Annotated in this window: 19 protein-coding genes; 6 read left to right on the top strand and 13 right to left on the bottom strand. The window is 37.1% G+C overall.

The genetic code is table 11. The features are described from left to right. Nucleotides 1-74: 74 nt before the first annotated feature. The 4 genes from ACTQ5J_RS07145 to ACTQ5J_RS07130 all read right to left on the bottom strand — a co-directional run bounded on the left by ACTQ5J_RS07145 (nucleotide 75) and on the right by ACTQ5J_RS07130 (nucleotide 3,661). Complete coding sequence (locus tag ACTQ5J_RS07145) at nucleotides 75-518, bottom strand: threonine/serine exporter family protein (protein WP_441751878.1); 444 nt, start codon at nucleotides 516-518, stop codon at nucleotides 75-77. A 13-nt stretch (nucleotides 519-531) separates the two neighbouring features. Then, nucleotides 532-1,278 carry a threonine/serine exporter family protein gene (locus ACTQ5J_RS07140; protein WP_441751876.1) on the bottom strand — a complete coding sequence of 249 codons (747 nt, stop codon included), beginning with the start codon at nucleotides 1,276-1,278 and terminating at the stop codon, nucleotides 532-534. 169 nt (nucleotides 1,279-1,447) lie between these two features. Then, a complete protein-coding gene (locus ACTQ5J_RS07135) occupies nucleotides 1,448-2,800 on the bottom strand; it encodes an O-antigen ligase family protein (RefSeq protein ID WP_441751875.1) in 1,353 nt (450 codons plus the stop codon). Nucleotides 2,801-2,893: 93 nt separating this feature from the next. Further along, entirely contained in the window at nucleotides 2,894-3,661 is a 768-nt protein-coding gene (locus tag ACTQ5J_RS07130; RefSeq protein ID WP_441751873.1) for a tyrosine-protein phosphatase, read from the bottom strand. Between the two features lie 705 nt (nucleotides 3,662-4,366). Here ACTQ5J_RS07130 and ACTQ5J_RS07125 point away from each other — a divergent pair. From ACTQ5J_RS07125 to ACTQ5J_RS07100, 6 genes are all read left to right on the top strand, one after another. Further along, entirely contained in the window at nucleotides 4,367-5,107 is a 741-nt protein-coding gene (locus tag ACTQ5J_RS07125; RefSeq protein ID WP_441751872.1) for a YveK family protein, read from the top strand. Nucleotides 5,108-5,110: 3 nt separating this feature from the next. Further along, nucleotides 5,111-5,821 carry a CpsD/CapB family tyrosine-protein kinase gene (locus tag ACTQ5J_RS07120; RefSeq protein ID WP_441751870.1) on the top strand — a complete coding sequence of 237 codons (711 nt, stop codon included), beginning with the start codon at nucleotides 5,111-5,113 and terminating at the stop codon, nucleotides 5,819-5,821. Between the two features lie 173 nt (nucleotides 5,822-5,994). Further along, entirely contained in the window at nucleotides 5,995-6,177 is a 183-nt protein-coding gene (locus tag ACTQ5J_RS07115; protein WP_441751868.1) for a hypothetical protein, read from the top strand. Beyond that, a complete protein-coding gene (locus ACTQ5J_RS07110) occupies nucleotides 6,161-6,382 on the top strand; it encodes a DUF6076 domain-containing protein (RefSeq protein ID WP_441751867.1) in 222 nt (73 codons plus the stop codon). Before ACTQ5J_RS07115 ends, ACTQ5J_RS07110 begins: the two co-directional genes overlap by 17 nt. Before the next feature lie 262 nt (nucleotides 6,383-6,644). Next, nucleotides 6,645-7,145 (top strand): hypothetical protein, encoded by a 501-nt coding sequence (locus ACTQ5J_RS07105; RefSeq protein WP_441751865.1) that lies wholly within the window; start codon nucleotides 6,645-6,647, stop codon nucleotides 7,143-7,145. Next, complete coding sequence (locus ACTQ5J_RS07100) at nucleotides 7,115-8,203, top strand: IS3 family transposase (RefSeq protein ID WP_441751863.1); 1,089 nt, start codon at nucleotides 7,115-7,117, stop codon at nucleotides 8,201-8,203. Before ACTQ5J_RS07105 ends, ACTQ5J_RS07100 begins: the two co-directional genes overlap by 31 nt. On the opposite strand, the gene ACTQ5J_RS07095 is transcribed toward ACTQ5J_RS07100, so the two are convergent. The 9 genes from ACTQ5J_RS07095 to ACTQ5J_RS07055 form a co-directional block, all read right to left on the bottom strand. Next, nucleotides 8,115-8,315 carry a hypothetical protein gene (locus ACTQ5J_RS07095; RefSeq protein ID WP_441752297.1) on the bottom strand — a complete coding sequence of 67 codons (201 nt, stop codon included), beginning with the start codon at nucleotides 8,313-8,315 and terminating at the stop codon, nucleotides 8,115-8,117. The genes ACTQ5J_RS07100 and ACTQ5J_RS07095 overlap by 89 nt on opposite strands. Nucleotides 8,316-8,738: 423 nt before the next feature. Then, the gene (gene galE / locus ACTQ5J_RS07090) at nucleotides 8,739-9,731 is read right to left on the bottom strand and encodes a UDP-glucose 4-epimerase GalE (protein ID WP_441751861.1); all 993 of its coding nucleotides are present in this window, start codon (nucleotides 9,729-9,731) and stop codon (nucleotides 8,739-8,741) included. A 156-nt stretch (nucleotides 9,732-9,887) separates the two neighbouring features. Continuing rightward, entirely contained in the window at nucleotides 9,888-10,628 is a 741-nt protein-coding gene (locus ACTQ5J_RS07085) for an ATP-binding protein (RefSeq protein ID WP_153864017.1), read from the bottom strand. Next, the gene (gene istA, locus ACTQ5J_RS07080) at nucleotides 10,621-12,183 is read right to left on the bottom strand and encodes an IS21 family transposase (RefSeq protein ID WP_441751859.1); all 1,563 of its coding nucleotides are present in this window, start codon (nucleotides 12,181-12,183) and stop codon (nucleotides 10,621-10,623) included. Before istA ends, ACTQ5J_RS07085 begins: the two co-directional genes overlap by 8 nt. Before the next feature lie 454 nt (nucleotides 12,184-12,637). Beyond that, nucleotides 12,638-13,741, bottom strand: a complete 1,104-nt coding sequence (locus ACTQ5J_RS07075; RefSeq protein ID WP_441751858.1) for an IS30 family transposase — start codon at nucleotides 13,739-13,741, stop codon at nucleotides 12,638-12,640. Between the two features lie 70 nt (nucleotides 13,742-13,811). Beyond that, nucleotides 13,812-15,335: a murein biosynthesis integral membrane protein MurJ gene (murJ, locus tag ACTQ5J_RS07070; protein ID WP_441751856.1), complete on the bottom strand. Its 1,524-nt coding sequence runs from the start codon at nucleotides 15,333-15,335 to the stop codon at nucleotides 13,812-13,814. Between the two features lie 239 nt (nucleotides 15,336-15,574). Then, the gene (wecB, locus tag ACTQ5J_RS07065) at nucleotides 15,575-16,672 is read right to left on the bottom strand and encodes a non-hydrolyzing UDP-N-acetylglucosamine 2-epimerase (protein WP_441751854.1); all 1,098 of its coding nucleotides are present in this window, start codon (nucleotides 16,670-16,672) and stop codon (nucleotides 15,575-15,577) included. A 17-nt stretch (nucleotides 16,673-16,689) separates the two neighbouring features. Further along, on the bottom strand, nucleotides 16,690-17,910 hold the full coding sequence (locus tag ACTQ5J_RS07060) for a nucleotide sugar dehydrogenase (protein ID WP_441751852.1): 1,221 nt from the start codon (nucleotides 17,908-17,910) through the stop codon (nucleotides 16,690-16,692). Nucleotides 17,911-18,274: 364 nt separating this feature from the next. Continuing rightward, nucleotides 18,275-18,967 carry a hypothetical protein gene (locus ACTQ5J_RS07055; protein WP_441751850.1) on the bottom strand — a complete coding sequence of 231 codons (693 nt, stop codon included), beginning with the start codon at nucleotides 18,965-18,967 and terminating at the stop codon, nucleotides 18,275-18,277. Nucleotides 18,968-19,002: the final 35 nt, after the last annotated feature.

Genomic DNA, 19,002 nt, shown 5'->3' with positions numbered 1-19,002 from the left:
AAATCGTCAAAGTTGAGAAGTGACAAAGGATCGTATTAGATAACTATCGCCCACTACCCTTTTCAAAAAAATGATTAGCCTAACCTCTTCATCTGGCTGGCCTTAATCCCATTCTCAATTAATTTAACGACCATAAAACCAAGGACTATAGCTCCTGCGGTCCAGACGACATCCATCATATAGTTTGCTCCTTGAACATAATTCTCTTCAACAGCCGAACGTACCGCCATATAAGCGGCACCACCAGGTACCAATGGTACAATGGCTGGCGTATTCAATGTGATGACTGGCAGTCTTAATTTACGCGAGAGGTAAATACAGATTAAGCCGATGACAACAGAACCGATAAAGTTTGCGATGGCTAAATCTCCAACTAATCGATTCACTCCCCAGAAACTGACCCAGCCCATTGATCCGGCTAGTCCACAATAGAAGATGCCTCTTCGAGGGCTATTAAGAATAATGCCAAAGGCAATACTTGCGAAGAAACTAAAGACAATTTGTTCGATTAATTCCACTATACCCCTCCTCTTAAGAAAACCATTGCAGTGTCAAGGCAATCCCGATCCCAATGACTAATGAAATCAGTATTGCCTCAACCAGACGAACAATCCCGGTCAACAAATGACCTTCAAATAAATCTCGCATTCCCGCCGTAATTGCCAGTCCGGGTACAAGTGGCATAATCCCCCCGATAATCAAACTATCCAAATTTGTCGCAAGTCCCACTCGGTAACTGAAGACTGACAACATACTGATGATAAAAGAAGCTATTAAATCATTTATAAATTTCATCTGTGTCCGGTGATAAATACGATTCGACATAAAGTAGCCGATCGAACCAATAATAAATGCAGTGATAACATCGCCATAAGTTCCCCCTAATAGTAACATTAAAGAAAAACTCGCGACACCGGCGGCGATCATCCGGTAGTGTTTATTGAATTCAGGTGTTTGCGAATCCACTGACTGTAAGGCTTCATATAATTCGATTAAAGTAATATTGCCAGCCGCATATTCTCGTGAATAGCGATTGGTCGCATCAATCTTTTCTAAATTTATGGAGCGGTTACGCGCTTGTGTCATCTGGGAGGTTGATTCATCGTTAATACTCATGAATATCCCCGTTGCGGTGACATAACTTTCTGTATCCAACTTCTTACTGTTTTGAGCAATCCTTTGCATGGTATCTTCCACCCGATAAGCCTCTGAGCCAGATTCCATCATAATTCGACCAGCAAGTAAGCCCGTCTTTAATAAAAGATTCTTATTCTCCATTCCCATCACCTCTTTATATCGTCGTCATTATTTTTAACACATTAGCGTTCCATGCATTATAGGATACTCACTTATTTAATTCAAATCGTGAAGGCTAAAGTGACTGAAACGCCTCTTTCAAAGTGACGATAAAAAAACGCCCTTGCCTATCCGCAAGAGCCAATACAATCTATTCACTTATCTTTCCTACAAACGTTACTTCTAGCCAGTTACTTAATCGGTTCAACTGTTTCTTCAAGCCAAGATCTAAATCCGCCTGCTTACCTTCAAACTCTGTTGCACTCGCCCGGTATTCAAACCAGACAAAGACAAAGTTATGAATGAACCAGAACCAAACGAAATTAAATAAAGTGTTGGGAATAAAACCAGCGACAATAAAACCTAATAACCAAGTCGCAATCCACTTACCCATTTGACTGTTGTATTTGATACTCCAGTAATAAGACGTCAAAAACACGCGTGCATGATATAAACCATACAATAAGAAGAACGGGACACCAAACTCAACTAACATTCCCATCCACCAGTTATGCATCACCCGGTAACCACCTGTATAGTGGTAATTGAAATGTTCCATATAATATTCGGTATTCCCGGCACCTACGCCCAGGAAATTCGAACTCTTTAAATGATTCCAACCGTTCCGAATCAGATTATAACGAATGACAAACGAACCATCCTCCCAAAGTTTCGCCATAATATCCGTATATAAGGTTAGAACGGTCATTACCGCAAGAATACCAATTCCCACTATTGTCAATCTGCGAAGCAGTCGATGCTTGATATGTAAAATAAAATAGAACACAAATGAGTAGGCAGCCGCAAGTAAAATTCCGCGAGCATTCGCAAAGTAAATTAATAACACACCAGATAGTGACATCAATACCTTAAATATCATTAATACTAAAAATCTCGTCTTAGAATAATTTTCTAACGTCTTAAAGCCAATAAAGTACTTTACATCAACTTCTCGTATTTTGTCTTCCAGTGGATGCCAACACATAATAAATATCAATCCAAAAAAACAAAATAAAGCAAAGTCATTAATATTACTGAAGAAAATCATCGGATTATGTAATTGACGTTGCCAAACAAAATTCCATTTTTCAGCAGAAAAGTATTGCTGATGCGTTAATAATTCGAACCATCCCACTAAATGATGGACGAATATAACCCCTATAATTAAATTAGATAATGCTCGTCTAAAGCTTTTCTCTCGTATTAAATAGGATAAACTCAAGCCATAAATGAAGGTCACCGCTAATATACCATTACTAATAATCCAACTGGAGCGATCAGCCACCCAGACTATCGATAAAAAGGACCATATAAGCAAGGCTCCCATCATAAGTGAATACGGATGAATAAGAACATTCAACCTAATTTCCACCCTTGCAACACCCCAAATTAAGCCAATTAAAGTTAAGCCAGCCAATAGTAATTGAAGATACACTTCATACTCAAAAGAAAAGAAAGCCATTATAATTGCTCCGAACATTAAACTACCCAAATACTTCTTCATGAAGTCACCTCCTAATTCAAATGTAGTATAAAAGAAACTCATGATGATTGCGAGTAACTTAGAGACTACAATCACCATGAGTTATACAATTTATTAGAACAAGCCTAGAAACTTTTTACGTTTCTTCAGCGGTTTACGTGCCTTAACTGAATCACCATTGAAAATCGCGCGGGCATTTTCTTTAAAGTAATTGACCGTTTCTTGGCCATGAGTCTTGCCTAATATTTCAAAAGCTTTGGCTAAGTTGATTGGACGATGTTTCATATGATGGACATCTGAAGCTAGAATATGAACTAAGTTTAAATCGATCATTTGATCACAAATATCTTGTAACTTACTGCCATATAATCCGACATAAGAAGAAGAAGTGATTTGAGATACACAGCCTGCTTCAATATACTTCTGTAATAGATTCATGTCTTTAGCAAATACATGGTTCCGCTCAGGGTGTGCAATGACCGGTGTAATGCCTTGATTGATCATCTCATTGATCAGTGACCAAGCATAATCTGGAATACTTGCGGTTGGGAATTCAATCAAGTAATAACGGCCTGATTCGTCTAAGGGGAGTAAATCATCGTTATATAAGTCATCAAAGAATTGTTCATTGATGCGAATTTCTTGTGAGGCATAAACTCTCATCGGAATGCCAGCCGCTTTGTAATCTTCTCTAAGTTGTTGAACTGCAGCTAATACATCTGCTTTACGATTCAAATAGCGTCCGTTACGATGGTGCGGTGTCAGAACCATATGTTCTACCCCTTCACTAACTGCAAGACGGGCTAATTCTAAGGATTTCTCTAAATCTTCCGCGCCATCATCGACGCCTGGTATCAAGTGTGAATGTAAATCAATAATCATCGCTATTCCTCCTAGCTTACACAATTTCATTGTGCTTATTGTACCACACTTATACATAGGCGTTAATGGATATTTACTGACTATTCAAAATAATTGAATTGATAAGTAGACTTTAGGAATACGTTGTAAAAACGATGACTGCCAGACTGACCGATAAGAATGATATAAACAAATCCGTGTTGACATCTTATAGGCTTAGTTAATGTAAAATACCTGTATTTATGAGAGCTTTCTGCTTAAAAATTCTAATCATTTTCGAAAAGTCAGTCTATCACACTCATTTTATGAATGCTATTAGTTAATTTCTAAATAAGAGCCGTCGCTCGGAATACTTTCTCGAATGTCCAACTCTAAAAATGCATAGAAACATTTTTATTTTTAGCAAATATCTCTTCCTTCTTCTTGTCATGTTGGTTAGTTTATTCAACCTTTAAGTTTAGATGAATTGAGCAGCAAATTGAGCTGTATCATCTCATACAGAACATATTCACAATTAAATAGTTACTCCTCTATCTTTTAAGCTTCAACATACACCATATAGGAATAAGAAGCGTTCTATCGATAGGTAAAATAATAATCAAACTACTACAGTAATTTTTATTTACTATTAGCTGTTTTTTAATTTAAATGTCTGTTATTATAATTGTATATAAATTATTAAATAAACTTTGCGTTTAAATTTTATTACTCTTGGAGGTTATTATTATGGATTACGAAATCATTGAAGAAGATACACTAAGTTTTCACGAAATGTTTCAGTACTTTAAAAAATGGGCATGGCTTATTATCGCAGCCATGTGTTTAGGCGCAATCTTATCATTGGTTAGCTTTCATTTTCTTGAAGATGAAGAATATCAATCATCTGCCCAGTTAATTGTCAATCAAAAATCAGCGAATGAAACGATTCAGTATAGTGAGATTCAAACAAACGTTAGCTTGATCAATACATATCGTCAGATTATTCTCGGAAAATCGGTGCTAGAAAAAGTGGCGAATGATGTTAATTCTAACTTAACCGCTTCTCAGTTAAAGAATGCAATCAGTGTTAACCAAACAGAAAATGCTCAAACTTTTGATATTATCGCCGTTTTAGATTCACCAGAACTAGCACAAAGCGTTGTTCAGAGCACCATTCGCAACTTTGAAGAGACGCTCACAGAAATTTATGATACTGATATCTTAACAGTTTACGTCTTGTCTGCTCCTTCATACGAACCAAACAAAATTGCGACAAGTATTACCACACGTGCACTTATTGGTGCAATTCTAGGGGCTATGTTAACTGTTGGTATTCTTTTATTAAAAGAATTATTGGATACAACTGTTAAGGATGAAAATTTCCTTCATCAATTTGGTTTAGTCAAGTTAGGTGAGTTGGAATCACTGAGTGAGCAAGAATATGCGCAAGCGGTTTTAACTGGAGCAACAACAAAGAAAGGAAGATAATTAATGTTCCCATCAAAGAAAAAGCAACGTAATGCTCAGAAGACGACACAAAGAGCGTCTCATTTAATCTCTTTCATGAATCCCAAAGCAAATCAAGCAGAACAATTTAGAACCATTCGTACAAATATAAACTTTGCACAATTAGAAAAGAACGTTAAATCATTATTAGTAGCTTCCTCTATTCCTAATGAAGGAAAATCAACGTTAACGGCTAATTTAGCCTATGTCATGGCACAAACTGGTAAAAAGGTACTTTTAATTGACGCAGACTTAAGAAAACCTACTGTACATCGTACGTTTAAACTAAATAACACAGAAGGTTTGACAACTTTGATTGCAGACGAAGATGATTCGGTTAAGTTCAATCAAGTAGTCCAATACAGCAGAGAATTGAACTTATATTTCTTGCCAAGTGGGCCAATTCCGCCGAATCCATCTGAATTACTCGGTTCTGCTAAAATGCGTTCGATTCTAACTACCTTAGAAAATCATTTTGATTTAATTATCTTTGATGCACCTCCCGTTACGACCGTAACAGACCCACAAGTTTTAGCTACACTCGTAGATGGAGTAGTCTTTGTAATCAGACAAGGTTTTGTAGGTAAAGATAAAGTAAAAGAAGCGATACTCTCACTTCAAAACTTAAAAACAACGATTCTAGGCTATGTTTTTAATGATGTGCCAAAGAGTTCAGGTAAATATTACTATTATTAGTGTTGATGACTCTAAAAATTTATAGCTGAACTGTCAACAATAAATCAAACAAATATAATATGGTCTTTAATCGTTATTCCACAGTACTTTAATACTGTTTGTTGTATTTTAAAAGTGTTCATCAGGTTGTATTAATAATTGCATTTTCCATTGCCAAAACTTGTATTTTTAACTTGCCAAACACAGGAACTGAGCATATTCATCCTGAAGCTTTAGAAGAACTGCAAAGCATTGTAGAAAGTGTCAAACAAGGATATTTCGAAGAGATTTATGAAGAATACGAAGTAAACAGCTTTTATGAAGTCTTATTTTTAGAAGTGTATCACATGATTCTAGACCGTGTTAACGTCAAGTAGAAATCGGCACTTTGCCCATTCTAATTTAGCATTAACAGACCGGACTTTAGTGAAGAAATGTAGAAACTGCGGTAGGTATTTTGTTGTTAAAAACCTGAATGTTGAATACTGCAGTAGACTTATTGATCCAGATGAAGAATCTCTGGATAATAGAACTTGTTCAGATGTTGGCCCTAAAAGGTCTTACATGAAGAAATTAGAATAAGATTCATCTTTGAAGTTTTACGATAGAGCATACAAAACTCATTATGCAAGAATCAACTCTGGAAAGATGACAAAGCAGGAGTTTTTCCTTTGGCACCAAGAAGCAAAAGAAAAGCTTGAAATGGTTAGAGCAAATACTTATGATTTTGAAGAGTTTAAGATTTGGCTCAAAAAATAGAAAAGACCATGCCCCCTATGTGTCAGAATAGTTGTCGTACCCTACAAAATAAAGTATCCTATGAGGATAACAGGAGGACGATAATATGGCTTATACAAGAAGAATTAAGGAAACAGCAATACGAATGATGCTCCCCCCAGAAAACACACCATTGAAGAAGATCGGAGAAACGCTAGGAATTCCAGAAGGGACCTTAAAGAAATGGAAGCAGGAACTTAGAGTGAATGGACATACCCTGACTGAATCAGATCCTAAATCAGATAAGTGGAGTAGTCAGGACAAATTTCTGATTGTTACAGAAACCATGAAACTTAATGAAGCTGAGCTCTCAGAGTACTGCAAAAAAAACGGACTCTATGAAGCACAGGTCAAGCTCTGGCAGGAGAATTGCATGAATGCGAACGGGAATATTCCTGGGCAGATTGCAGAGCTGATGCAGCAGGATAAAGTAACTCAGCGAGAGCTGAGAAGACTGAAGAAAGAACTACAGCGGAAAGAATCTGCCTTGGCTGAAACAGCTGCTCTACTGGTGCTTCGAAAAAAAGCGGAAGCGATTTGGGGAGCCTCAGACGACGAGGAAGATTAACCAGTACTTCAGATCGCGAAATCATTATTCAACTGGTAGAGGAGGCTGTCGCCTCCGGAGCAAGACAATCTAAGGCCTGCCATGAACTTGGAATCTCTGCAAGGACGTTTCAGAGATGGACAAGCCCCAACGAACCTGATGAGGATCAGCGTCCTCTGGCCGTAAGACCTGAGCCTAAGAACAAGTTGTCAGAGAAAGAAAGAGAGAGCATACTGAAGACTGTAAACCAGCCAGAGTATGCCGACAGACCGCCAAGTCAGATCATTCCGGATCTTGCAGACAAAGGGATTTATATCGCATCAGAATCGACTTTCTACAGAGTCATGCACGCAGCGAATCAGATCAAGCACAGAGGTCGAAGCGAGAGGCCATCGAAAAGAACTATAACCAGTTATGTTGCTACTGCCCCCAATCAGGTCTGGACCTGGGATATCACCTATCTCTCAGGTCCTATTAAGGGACTGTATTATTATCTATACCTGATTCTCGATATCTTCAGCCGTGACATTGTAGGCTGGGAAGTATGGGAAGATGAGTCAGCTGAACATGCCAGTCACCTTATCCGGAAAGCTGTTCTTGCTCAGGGAATCAGCAGAAACCACGAACCACTCATTCTCCACTCTGACAACGGAAGTCCGATGAAGGGTGCCACCATGCTCCATACACTATACGAACTTGGAATTACACCATCGAGAAGCAGACCTCGTGTAAGCAATGATAATCCGTATTCAGAGTCCATGTTCAGAACCTGCAAGTATCGGCCTGACTATCCTGTGAACGGATTCTCTTCCCTGGAGTCATCCAGGGAGTGGTGTTTGAGTTTCGTTCGATGGTATCGCTTTGAATATCACCACAGCAAGATTGGGTTTGTGACGCCCCATCAGGCACACACAGGTATTTCGGACAAAATTCTGGAAAACAGAAAGAGGGTCTACGAGTTGGCAAAGCAAAGAAATCCACTGCGTTGGTCTAGATCAATCCGAACCTGGTCTTCACCGAAGGAAGTATGGCTAAATCCGGAGAAAGATTTCGAACAAGATTTGCGACAACTATCTTGACAAACATCGCTATATCTTCTACAACTCTGCTCAAGACATTTTTTAAGCTGCCAGGAAGTTCTTCAATCCCTTTCTGTACAAAATAATCATCCAGGTTTAATACCTTATTCATTAAATCACGCCTTTCATTTATTATTAATACAATATTCTGTAAACTCATCTTCTGAAAAAACGGACATCTCTGCTACTAAAAATGCCCGTTCTCTTTCACTGCTAATCTGAAAAGTAACCATCACTGCTTATCTGGGTGTCAAACTAATCAAGGTTATCTGTCTGGTAAATGTCATGCATATCAGGCAGGGTCACTCACTCGTCACTACCGATCTCAATGTCACTACCGATCTCAATGTCACTACCGATCTTGATACCAGCCTATTTGCCTATCTGTTTATTCTGTATAGCTGCTCATCTCTCCATCACCCTAATCAACTAATGTTGCTTCTAAGCCTCATATAAGATTCCCAAAATTTACTTATGTGGATGAAAAGTTTCTTGGGGAGTTTTGGGGAGTAGGGAATCAACTTATTCTACTGATCTACTTATTGTTCTGCTCAAACTTCCAAGCATCCCTGACCATTTCTTCAATCCCAAGCTCAGCCTTCCAGTCAAGCTCTCTTTCAGCTTTACTAGCATCGGCGAAGCAGGTCGCGATATCCCCCGGACGTCTTCCGACAATCTCATAAGGAACATCAATGTTATTGACCTTCATAAAAGCATTAACAAGTTCTAAAACAGAAGTTCCTCTGCCGGTTCCCAGGTTATAGGTGTTAACTCCATCTTTAAGATTCTCAATAGCCTTTACATGGCCTTTAGCAAGATCCACTACATGAATATAATCACGGACGCCTGTCCCATCTATTGTATCATAGTCGTTTCCGAATACACTTAACTTCTCCAATTGTCCTTTAGCAACCTTCGTCACAAAAGGCATCAAATTATTTGGCATACCATTAGGATCTTCTCCAATCAATCCACTCTCATGAGCACCTACTGGATTGAAGTATCTTAATAGACTAACAGCAAACCATTCATTAGCATGGGCTGTATCCGTTAATATTCTTTCACTCATGGCTTTGGTTTCACCGTAAGGATTGGTTGTCATCTTAAGTTCCATATCTTCTTTAAGAGGCGATGGCTGGTCGCCATACACTGTTGCAGATGAGCTGAAGACAAATTTACCCACTCCATATTTCACACACATCTTGCTAAGTACCATAGTACTTACCAAATTATTATAGTAATACTCAAGTGGCTTGGAAACAGATTCACCTACAGCTTTAAGGCCAGCGAAGTGAATCACACCATCGATTTTATGAGAAGAAAAGATTTCCTCTACTTTTGCTTCATCAGTTACATCGATCTGATAGAAAGATGGTTTGATGCCAGTTATGGTAGATAGCTTGTCCAGTACTTCAATCTTTGAGTTGATAAGATTATCAGCGATGATAACGATATGGTTATTTTTTATAAGTTCTATGGTTGTATGGCTGCCGATAAAGCCTAGGCCGCCGGTTAATAATATGTTCATTGGTTGTGTTCACCTCGCTTTCTGATTATTCCGCGCTCTCAGGTCCACCTCTCCAGCAGGACGAGTCTTTTGATAGCCATTTCGAGTCCACTAGTCCGCATATCAGGTCCATTTAAGTAGCCACGCTAACAAGTTAGCGTGGCTATGGTTCATTTGTTATTCTGTTTGAGCATTAAATTCGCGCATATTCATCTTTCCAGTATCGTACCAAAAGGCTTTATGTACAATTCGATCCATAATCGCATCGGCGTGAATACCACCACCTAATCTTTGATGCCAATCTGCTTTTCGAAATTGTGTACAATAGATTGTGGAGTGAGTATCGTGGCGTCGTTCAATTAGTTCAAAAATAAATTTGAGATCTTCGTCCAAAAGATCGTCAAGAAGCCATTCATCAAGCACTAACAGGCCGTAATTAGAATATTTATTGAGGAGTTTAGCCACTCCTTGTTCTTTGAACGATGCTTCATCTCGCTCTATTAATAAATCAGGTAACCTTATATATCGTGTGCGAATTTCTAATTTACATGCTTCTTTAGCAAGTGCACAGCTCAAGTATGTCTTACCTGAACCAGTAAAACCTTGAAAAATGACATTCATATGGTGCTTAACAAAGTTACAAGTACCTAGCTCCTGAAGCATCTCGCGATTGATATCTCGATGCTCATATTGAATCGATCTTAAATCTGCTTCTTTGATTCGTAGTTTAGCACGATGTATGATTCCTTTGATTCGATGATTATATTTCTCTTGATAGAGGTAATCTGTCGCTATCTGAAACCTGTCATCGAAGGTTAGATGGCGTGTCTCCATATCGGCTTCTTGTAACTCTAAAGCAGCAACGAGTTCTCCTAAGTCTAATTGTCTTAATTTACGTATGGTTTCTGAATTAATCATGTTGTTTACCTCCATAATAGTCTGAACCTCTAACATATCCCATGCGAGTAACGGGTGCTTCTAACTCCATCGAATTAAATAGTGATTTATTCACTGGATTTGTCAATATAGCATCCAACTGACGATATCTTGGTGAATGAACTCGCTCTAACGCAATCTGGCAAGCTTTATTTAAATGATTATCCGAATATTTCTTAGATAGATTTAAGACAGATAAAGCAGATTGATACCCTTGTTCTTTGATTTGTACACTCTCAAAAATTCGTGTAATGACTTTGCATGTAAAAGGACCGATTTTTTCTGCCCATCGTAGTAACCGTTGGTCATTCCATTCTGGTTGATTAAATTGATCTGGCAGATGTTCAGGTAAGGTAGAGAATGCATATTCTTGATAAACTGGAAACCGCTTATGTGTCGCTATTCGTTCATGTTGATAGAAGATTTCGACTAAGTGGCTCGTCACCTTCAAATCAACTGTTTTCTTCAAGTATTGATAGGGGCACGAGTAGTTATTCTTTTGGAATGTTACATGACAATCATATTTCACCTTACGTCCATAGACCCAGTCCGCAATTTCATAAGGAACCGAAGGCAGTGGACGAAGTTTATCCCGTTCAGTTTCTTCGAAGACAAGCTGACGACTCCCTTCGCGTTTTTGGAAAGGTCTCGCGTTATAAATAAGTAACTTTTCTCGAATTGCTTCTTTCAACAGCGCAAAAGAAGAAAAGGTCTCATGGCGTAGAGAAGCGATGAGAGCAGTCGCAATTTTTCCTACCGCACCTTCAACGGCTGCTTTTTGTTTGGGTTTTCGAACTTGAGCTGGCATAATGGCCATCACATAATGATTCGCTAGGGCTTCATAGTGTGCATTTAATACAATATCTCCCTCTTTAGGATGACTCACTACGCCTACTTTGAGATTGTCGCAAACTAGTCGGATCGGCGTGCCACCCAAAAATTCAAATAGATTGACATGGCATTTGAGCCACGTATGACTCTTCATATCCAATGTCGCTTCTACATAAGTATACTGACTGTATGGTAACGTTCCTACAAATAAATAGACTGGAATAACTTCTCCAGTATTTAAATCGACTAACTGCATCGTAGAGCCTCCCCAGTCCACCTGCACCGTTACCCCTGGTTTATGGGTCAGATGATTCGTCAACCGATACTTGGCAATGTGCTTTTGATAATCATCACAGAATTTTGAATACCCAACCGCGATACTTTCTTTTGTTCGACAACGGTCAACATATTCCTGCCATAGGATTTTTAAAGTGACACCAACGCGCTGAAGTTCTTTATGAATGTCATCATAATTAGGAGCGTCATACAAAATTTCCGACTGATAACGCTCTGGAAAGAAGCGACGATAAGCTTCGATATCTGTTAATGACTCAATGTCTTGGTAACATAGTTGAAGCTCCTCAGCCCGTTTAAAAACCTCACTCACTGAACTTTTTCCAACTTTCTGTGTCTTCGCAATCATATTCCGCGATAAACCTTGATCGCGATATTTCATTACCAGTTTCACAGGGATTTTTCTAGCCATAAAAATAGCCTCCTTTATATATAGTTAGAAGTAATTACACTTCCAAAGTAACTATACATAAAAGAGGCACGAAAAGCGGACTTGATCCATGGATAGGTGGACCCGATGTGCGGATTTAGTTTGGTTATTACGTGAATTTAACGGTTGGCCTGGTGGACTCGATATGGATATTGGTGGTCCTGAGAGCGCGGAATAATCACTTTCTATGTATCTTTAATTAAGCTTAATTTATTAATAGTTATTTTAATTTCTTTTTAATCAAAGATGTAATTACTTCAATCTCGAAAATTTCAAGTTTAAGTTAGCCACTTTATTTTTTAGTGTGTTACCAACTAACTTAACTTATTTTATTGCCCGTCAGTGCTTGATAACAAGCTGAGGTAGAGCAGTCCCTTGGTCGATCGTGCACTTGCCGGCTACTCAGCAATCAAGTCATGCCGAGTGAGACTCGGTATCAAGCACTAACAGATTCATTCTTCGGTTGCACTTGGCGTTCTTTGTGAAATTCTCTCACGAAACACTCATAAGGCGTTTGATAGCCTAATAGCTTGCGTGGATAATCATTCATCCAGTTTTGAATCCTTAGGCACTTTACCTCGCATAATGCTTGGAGTGGTTGTCCTTTAGGAAGAAAGCGACGAATGATTTTATGTTGATTCTCACTCGTTCCACGTTCCCAAGAAGCATAAGGGTGCGTAAAATAGACGTCGAGTGTATCCTGTAAAGCGGTATGCAGGCCCGCAAATTCCGAGCCATTATCTGATGTGATCGTTTTAAATAGTTGATTGAAAGCATCACCTGCGCGTTGACGCAGAGAATCCATCGCTTCATCCACAGCCTGAGCCGTTTTGTTCTTGAGTTTCAGAATGACTTCATAGCGCGTCTTACGTTCGACTAATGTCAACAATACAGGGTCACAGGCCGCTTGACTGCCAATCACTGTATCAATTTCCCAGTGTCCAAAGTGCTCTCTGGTTTCGATTACTTTTGGGCGATCTTCAATCGATGGTCCTAAGACACGTTTGTTTCGACGCGCTTTAGTCGTTCGTTTCTTGGTATGACGCGACAGCTTTTCTAACAAATCCAAGTTGCGAGTTTTCATCACACCGCTATCGATCCAATGGTATAACGTCGTTGTACAAGGAACAATCGCAGCGTCAAACAACTGATGTTCACGAGCAAAACCCACGACAACATCGGGGGACCATTTATCTTGAAGCATCTTTTCGTCTGCCCAGTCAATAAAGGCGTTGGAATCCGCCCATTTAGGTCGCCTACCGCAGTGAAGACGTTGACGCTCATAATTAGCTTGTCCGGCATCGGCATCATATAGTGTGTAGGTATAGTCGTAGGTTTTACCGTTTTGTTTTTGGCGTTTCAGTTGCGTGATGGTGCCTCTTTTCACTTCATTATGAATGGTTTGAGGGGATCGCCCTAATAACTTAGCAATGGCGCGGTGAGAATAGGCTTCTTTCTTGAGAATCTGAATGTGACAACGTTCTTGATAAGATAAGTGTGTCTCTTTTCGTGAGACTGTGTTAAACTGGTCTTGCGTCATATGAATTCATCCTTGTCTATTGAGAGTTAGTGGTAACTTCAATATAACATGTAATTCACGTGGCGTTTTTTTATGGATTTTTAGAGGTGGCTAACCTCATTATAAAATCCACCATTACTTCAATCTCTTGGATTTTCATAAATTGAATTAAAATAAAATATGAAACACCTCCAATCATGATTGATGCTAGTAGTGCTATTTTTAAGCTTAAAGCAGTTATCAAGTAATTAAATCCTAACTTGGTTATCACACCCATCAGTATTGAAGAAAATAAAATTTTTAAGATTGAAATTGATATTTGTTTAGCACCAAAAGGGCCTATCTTTTTTCTTAGGCTTGTTAGTAAAAGAATTACAATAAATAAAGACGAAATACTAGTTGCTAAAGCGAGTCCAGCAATCCCCATGTAGTAAGCCAAAATTAAATTCAAAATAATATTTACTATCATCCCAATCGAAGCATTTATCATAGGAGTTTTTGTATCCTGCATAGCGTAAAATGGTCTTGAGATTATGTCGCGCAAGCCAATCCCTATCATACCTATTGAATAATAGAATAATGCTTTTGAAGTCAGAATTACAGCTTTAGTATCAAAAGCACCTCTTCCAAAAAGCACTTCTATTATTGGCTCAGATAAAGTCATTGCTCCAATCATACAAGGCAAAACGAGTAGAGTGGTGCCCAAAATTGCTTCTGAAATTACTTTTTTTACAGCTTTCATGTCTCGATTTACAACCAATTTTGATATTAACGGATACATGGCAGTACCTATAGATGTGACTATTGTACCTTGAACAAATGCATTCAATCTTTGTGCATAATTTAAAGACGAAATTCCGCCTATTGAAATTCTTGAAGCTATAGTTCTATCTACAATAACATTTATGTCATTAACAGCAACACCTATAATTACTGGTAACGCCAAATATAGCATATTTTTTATCTCAGGATCTTTAAAATTCAACAATAATTTATATTTGAAATCCGTCTTCATTATAGATGGTATTAAAATAATAAATTGTGCCATTATTGAAGCTAGTATACCATAAGCCAATACCATGATATGTCCCTTTGAGCTTATAATAATCGCTACAACTACAATTAAATTCAGAGGAAACCCTGACAATGCCGGTATTAAGTAGTTTCCTTTAATTTGTAAATAGGCATTAAATACATATATTAAACCTGTGAAAAACATACCAAATAAAGTTACTTTAGTAAACCTAACAGCTAATCTCAAAGTTTCCCCTTCAAATCCTGATGCAAAGATTTGTACCAAGGGTTCAGTAAAAGCAAGGCCTAATCCAACTAAAATAACGCTTGCTATAAGGAGTATATGAACTAGATTGTTTGTATAATCATCCGCTTTTGATACTCCTATTTCAGTTTCTAGCTTCGTATACATTGGGATATAAGCATTAGAAATTCCACTTCCAACGAATGCAAAAACGACCCCAGGTATTGTAAACGCAATTATGTATGAATCACTTATACTAGAAGCACCATAATAATAAGCTAGTACTATCTCTCTTCCAAATCCAATTAATTTTGATGCAATTGTAATTATCATTAGTATCAATGCAGTCTTTTTCATTCCTGTCCCCTATATATAATTAATAATTTCTACACTTTACATAATATCTGAGCACAAACTTTAATGTTATAAATGGTCTAACTTTATTATTATTTCTCGAATCTAAATCGGCGCGACAAATATATTGATTCTAGTTAGAAAAACTTTCTTTGTCTGATTAACCTCCATAATTTTTCAAATTTATTGCTAGTGCAGGATAATCTACCGTCTATTTCTTTTATGATAATATCTAAAGAAAGTCATAATACATCCTCTAATACATCTGCAATCCTCTTGCTTGCTAATCCATCTCCATAAGGATTGCTTGCTTTACTCATTTTGTCATACTCATTTTGATCTTCTAATAATTGTTTAAAAGTATTATAGATAACCTCTTCATCCGTTCCTACTAACTTGAGTGTTCCTGCAGCAATACCTTCCGGCCTTTCTGTAGTATCTCTCATAACAAGAACTGGCTTTCCTAAACTAGGAGCTTCTTCTTGAATTCCACCACTGTCAGTTAATATGAGATGAGACCTGGATAAGAAGTTATGGAAATCTAGTACTTCAAGCGGTTCTATTATTCTTATTCTATCTGTATATCCAAGAATCTCTTGGGCAGCTTCTCTTACAACAGGATTCATATGGATAGGATAGATTGCTTTAATATCAGATGTTTCATCGATGATGCGCTTGATCGCCCTAAACATATTTTTCATAGGTTCACCAAGGTTCTCTCTTCTATGAGCCGTAATCATAATAAGTCTACTATCTGATGCCCACTCTAAATTCTCATGATTGTAATCATCACGAACTGTCGTCTTAAGTGCATCAATAGCAGTATTACCCGTCACAAAGATAGTTTCAGCACTCTTACCTTCCTTAAGAAGATTCTCTTTTGACATTTCAGTTGGTGCAAAGTTGAAATTTGATACAATGCCAACCGCTTGTCTATTGAACTCTTCTGGATATGGTGAGTAGATGTTGTAAGTTCTCAGTCCAGCTTCTATATGTCCTACAGGAATCTGCAAATAAAAGCAGGCCAACGCTGTCACAAATGTAGTTGATGTATCTCCATGAACCAATACAACATCCGGCTTAACTTCTTCAAGAACCGCTTTCATTTTCTCAAGAATATTGATTGTAACGTCAAATAGTGTCTGCTTTGCCTTCATTATAGATAGATCGTAGTCAGGTACAACATCAAATGCAGTTAGAACCTGATCGAGCATTTCCCTATGTTGACCCGTTACACAAACAACTGTATTTAGTTTCTCTCTTGTCTTCAGTTCTTTAACTAAAGGGCACATTTTTATTGCTTCTGGTCTGGTACCAAAGACCACCATAACTTTTTTCATTTCAACTCATTCCAATCTTATAGTTTATATACGCCATCAAAGTTACAGATATTCTTAGTGTCTAGAATCAGTTTGTCCTTGACTAAATCAAGGTTATTCTTAATGTGATCATGAGCTGTAATTATGACCAAAATCTCTATCTCATTTAAGAAGTCTTCGAAGTTCATAAACTGATGATCTACCATTCTTTCTTTAACAAATGGATCATACACTTTTACCCCAAAGGCTAAGTGCTCGTCCATTTTTTCAAGAAGCTGGATTGCTGGACTTTCTCTTGTGTCATCTACATTTTCTTTATATGCTAGTCCATAGATACCAATCTTGGTAATATCATTAATGTTATGTTCCCTCATTATGTCTCTAATTCTCCCAAGAACATGAGTAGGCATTGAATCGTTAATTTTCCTTGCCGTTAGAATTAGATTCGTAAGATCAGGATAGTCTCCAACTAAGAACCATGGATCCACTGAAATACAGTGACCGCCTACACCTGGTCCTGGTTGAAGAATATTGACTCTTGGGTGCTTATTTGCTATACGAATAACCTCATAAACATCCATATTATCTGTTCTGCAAATCTTTGCTAGTTCATTCGCAAAAGCAATATTGACATCCCGATAGGTATTCTCAACAATTTTTGACATTTCTGCAGATCTAATATCTGTCACAACAATTTCTGATTTGCAAAAACTTGAATAGAGCTCTTTTACTTTTTCACCTATTACAGGATCATCCGCACCAATTGTTCGTGAGTTGTTTTTAAGTTCATAAATCATATTTCCTGGAATTATTCTTTCTGGTGCATGTACCAGATGAACATCTTCACCAATTACTACTCCTCTTTGTTCAATTTTAGGTCTAATATATTTATCAATTGACCCTGGTGAAATTGTTGATTCTATTATAATCACAGCACCCTTTTCACAAACATCAAGAATTGTATTAACTGCTGAAACCACATACTTTGAGTCCAACTTCTTACTTGAATTAATATAAGGTGTCGGTACTGCAACTATGTAGATATCTGTTTTTTGATACCCAGTCGTGAATTTAATTCTGTTATCAATTGCATTTTTGAAAAGTTCTTCTAATCCATCTTCCTCAAATGTAAGTTGTCCTTTAGAAAGTGAATCTACTAATCTCTTATTTAAATCTGTTCCAACAACTTCAACACCGCTTTTTGCAAACATTAAAGCGGTGGGTAGTCCAATATAACCTAATCCTATTACATTAATCATGTTTTCACCTCATATATTTATGTATTATTAGTTTGCTAATTCTCTGATTTTTTTAATTTGTTCAGAATACTCTCTTTCTTGCAATTGAAGACTGTATTCAATATTCTGCTCTTTAAAATATTCATTGTTTACTATTATTCTTTTTAAAATTTGAGAAGCCTTCTTTAAGTCATTTCGTGGAAATAAATTTTTTTGTTTAGTACACGTTCCTTATTAGATAAATAATCCACCATAATCACCGGACAGCCACATATTTGTGCATGGATTGAACTTAATGTTGTTTCCTCAGGAAATATACATATATCAGTCGCAGAGTAATACTTATATAAATCATCAAAAGGTTTTGATTCATCAATAATAGTCCTTATATTCTTCTTAATTTTCTTTTTTTCTCTAAAAGTTTCTCGAAATATTCTTGTTCACTTCGTCCAATGAATAATAACGTAACACTATATTCTTTTATAAAAGTTTCACCTAAGTTATCTATAATATCAAAAATAATATCAGGCCTTTTATTATCATTCAATTTTACAATATATGATATTAAAACTTCATTATCATTAACCGAATAGCTATGTCTAATTGATTTTCTTGATTTATAATCATACCTCATTATTTCTGAATTGTATCCATGTTTTAAAAAATCAATTTTCTTATCTTTTAATCCTAGATGTTTAAGATATTCATACTCTTCAATTCCTAATGCATAAATAACTTTATATTTTTCAGATTCATTTATTATTCTTGAAAAGAAAATTCTAAATAAAAGATAATACAAATGTCTAAACTTATTCTTAGATGCCACCCAAGACATGTGGCAATCTCTTACTAGAATATATGATGGTTTTGAAAGCCATAATTGTAAGTCTTTTAAATCTCCTATGCCATGCATAAAAACTATATCAGGATTGAGCTTATCGATTGTTGAAAAAAGTCCCTTGAGTAATACCCGTTTAGAAATCTTTAGGACAACCTTCAATCTAATAATTTTTGACCCAGTTCTTTTTTCAAACTCATCATCAATACTTTTATCTACTTTTTTATGAAAAGAAGTCATATCATCTGATGTGATTATTATGATTTCATCTTTAT

Origin of the sequence: Fundicoccus sp. Sow4_F4, assembly GCF_052116145.1 — a bacterium.
Classification (GTDB): domain Bacteria; phylum Bacillota; class Bacilli; order Lactobacillales; family Aerococcaceae; genus Fundicoccus.
This window is presented reverse-complemented; position numbering and strand designations above follow the sequence as displayed.

Bases quoted from the DNA above. Each gene is read 5' to 3' on its own strand.
- ACTQ5J_RS07140 (WP_441751876.1), bottom strand. From the start codon at position 1,278: ATGGAGAATAAGAATCTTTTATTAAAGACGGGCTTACTTGCTGGTCGA.
- ACTQ5J_RS07135 (WP_441751875.1), bottom strand. From the start codon at position 2,800: ATGAAGAAGTATTTGGGTAGTTTAATGTTCGGAGCAATTATAATGGCT.
- ACTQ5J_RS07130 (WP_441751873.1), bottom strand. From the start codon at position 3,661: ATGATTATTGATTTACATTCACACTTGATACCAGGCGTCGATGATGGC.
- ACTQ5J_RS07125 (WP_441751872.1), top strand. From the start codon at position 4,367: ATGGATTACGAAATCATTGAAGAAGATACACTAAGTTTTCACGAAATG.
- ACTQ5J_RS07120 (WP_441751870.1), top strand. From the start codon at position 5,111: ATGTTCCCATCAAAGAAAAAGCAACGTAATGCTCAGAAGACGACACAA.
- ACTQ5J_RS07105 (WP_441751865.1), top strand. From the start codon at position 6,645: ATGGCTTATACAAGAAGAATTAAGGAAACAGCAATACGAATGATGCTC.
- ACTQ5J_RS07095 (WP_441752297.1), bottom strand. From the start codon at position 8,315: ATGAATAAGGTATTAAACCTGGATGATTATTTTGTACAGAAAGGGATT.
- galE (WP_441751861.1), bottom strand. From the start codon at position 9,731: ATGAACATATTATTAACCGGCGGCCTAGGCTTTATCGGCAGCCATACA.
- ACTQ5J_RS07085 (WP_153864017.1), bottom strand. From the start codon at position 10,628: ATGATTAATTCAGAAACCATACGTAAATTAAGACAATTAGACTTAGGA.
- istA (WP_441751859.1), bottom strand. From the start codon at position 12,183: ATGGCTAGAAAAATCCCTGTGAAACTGGTAATGAAATATCGCGATCAA.
- ACTQ5J_RS07075 (WP_441751858.1), bottom strand. From the start codon at position 13,741: ATGACGCAAGACCAGTTTAACACAGTCTCACGAAAAGAGACACACTTA.
- murJ (WP_441751856.1), bottom strand. From the start codon at position 15,335: ATGAAAAAGACTGCATTGATACTAATGATAATTACAATTGCATCAAAA.
- wecB (WP_441751854.1), bottom strand. From the start codon at position 16,672: ATGAAAAAAGTTATGGTGGTCTTTGGTACCAGACCAGAAGCAATAAAA.
- ACTQ5J_RS07060 (WP_441751852.1), bottom strand. From the start codon at position 17,910: ATGATTAATGTAATAGGATTAGGTTATATTGGACTACCCACCGCTTTA.
- ACTQ5J_RS07055 (WP_441751850.1), bottom strand. From the start codon at position 18,967: ATGACTTCTTTTCATAAAAAAGTAGATAAAAGTATTGATGATGAGTTT.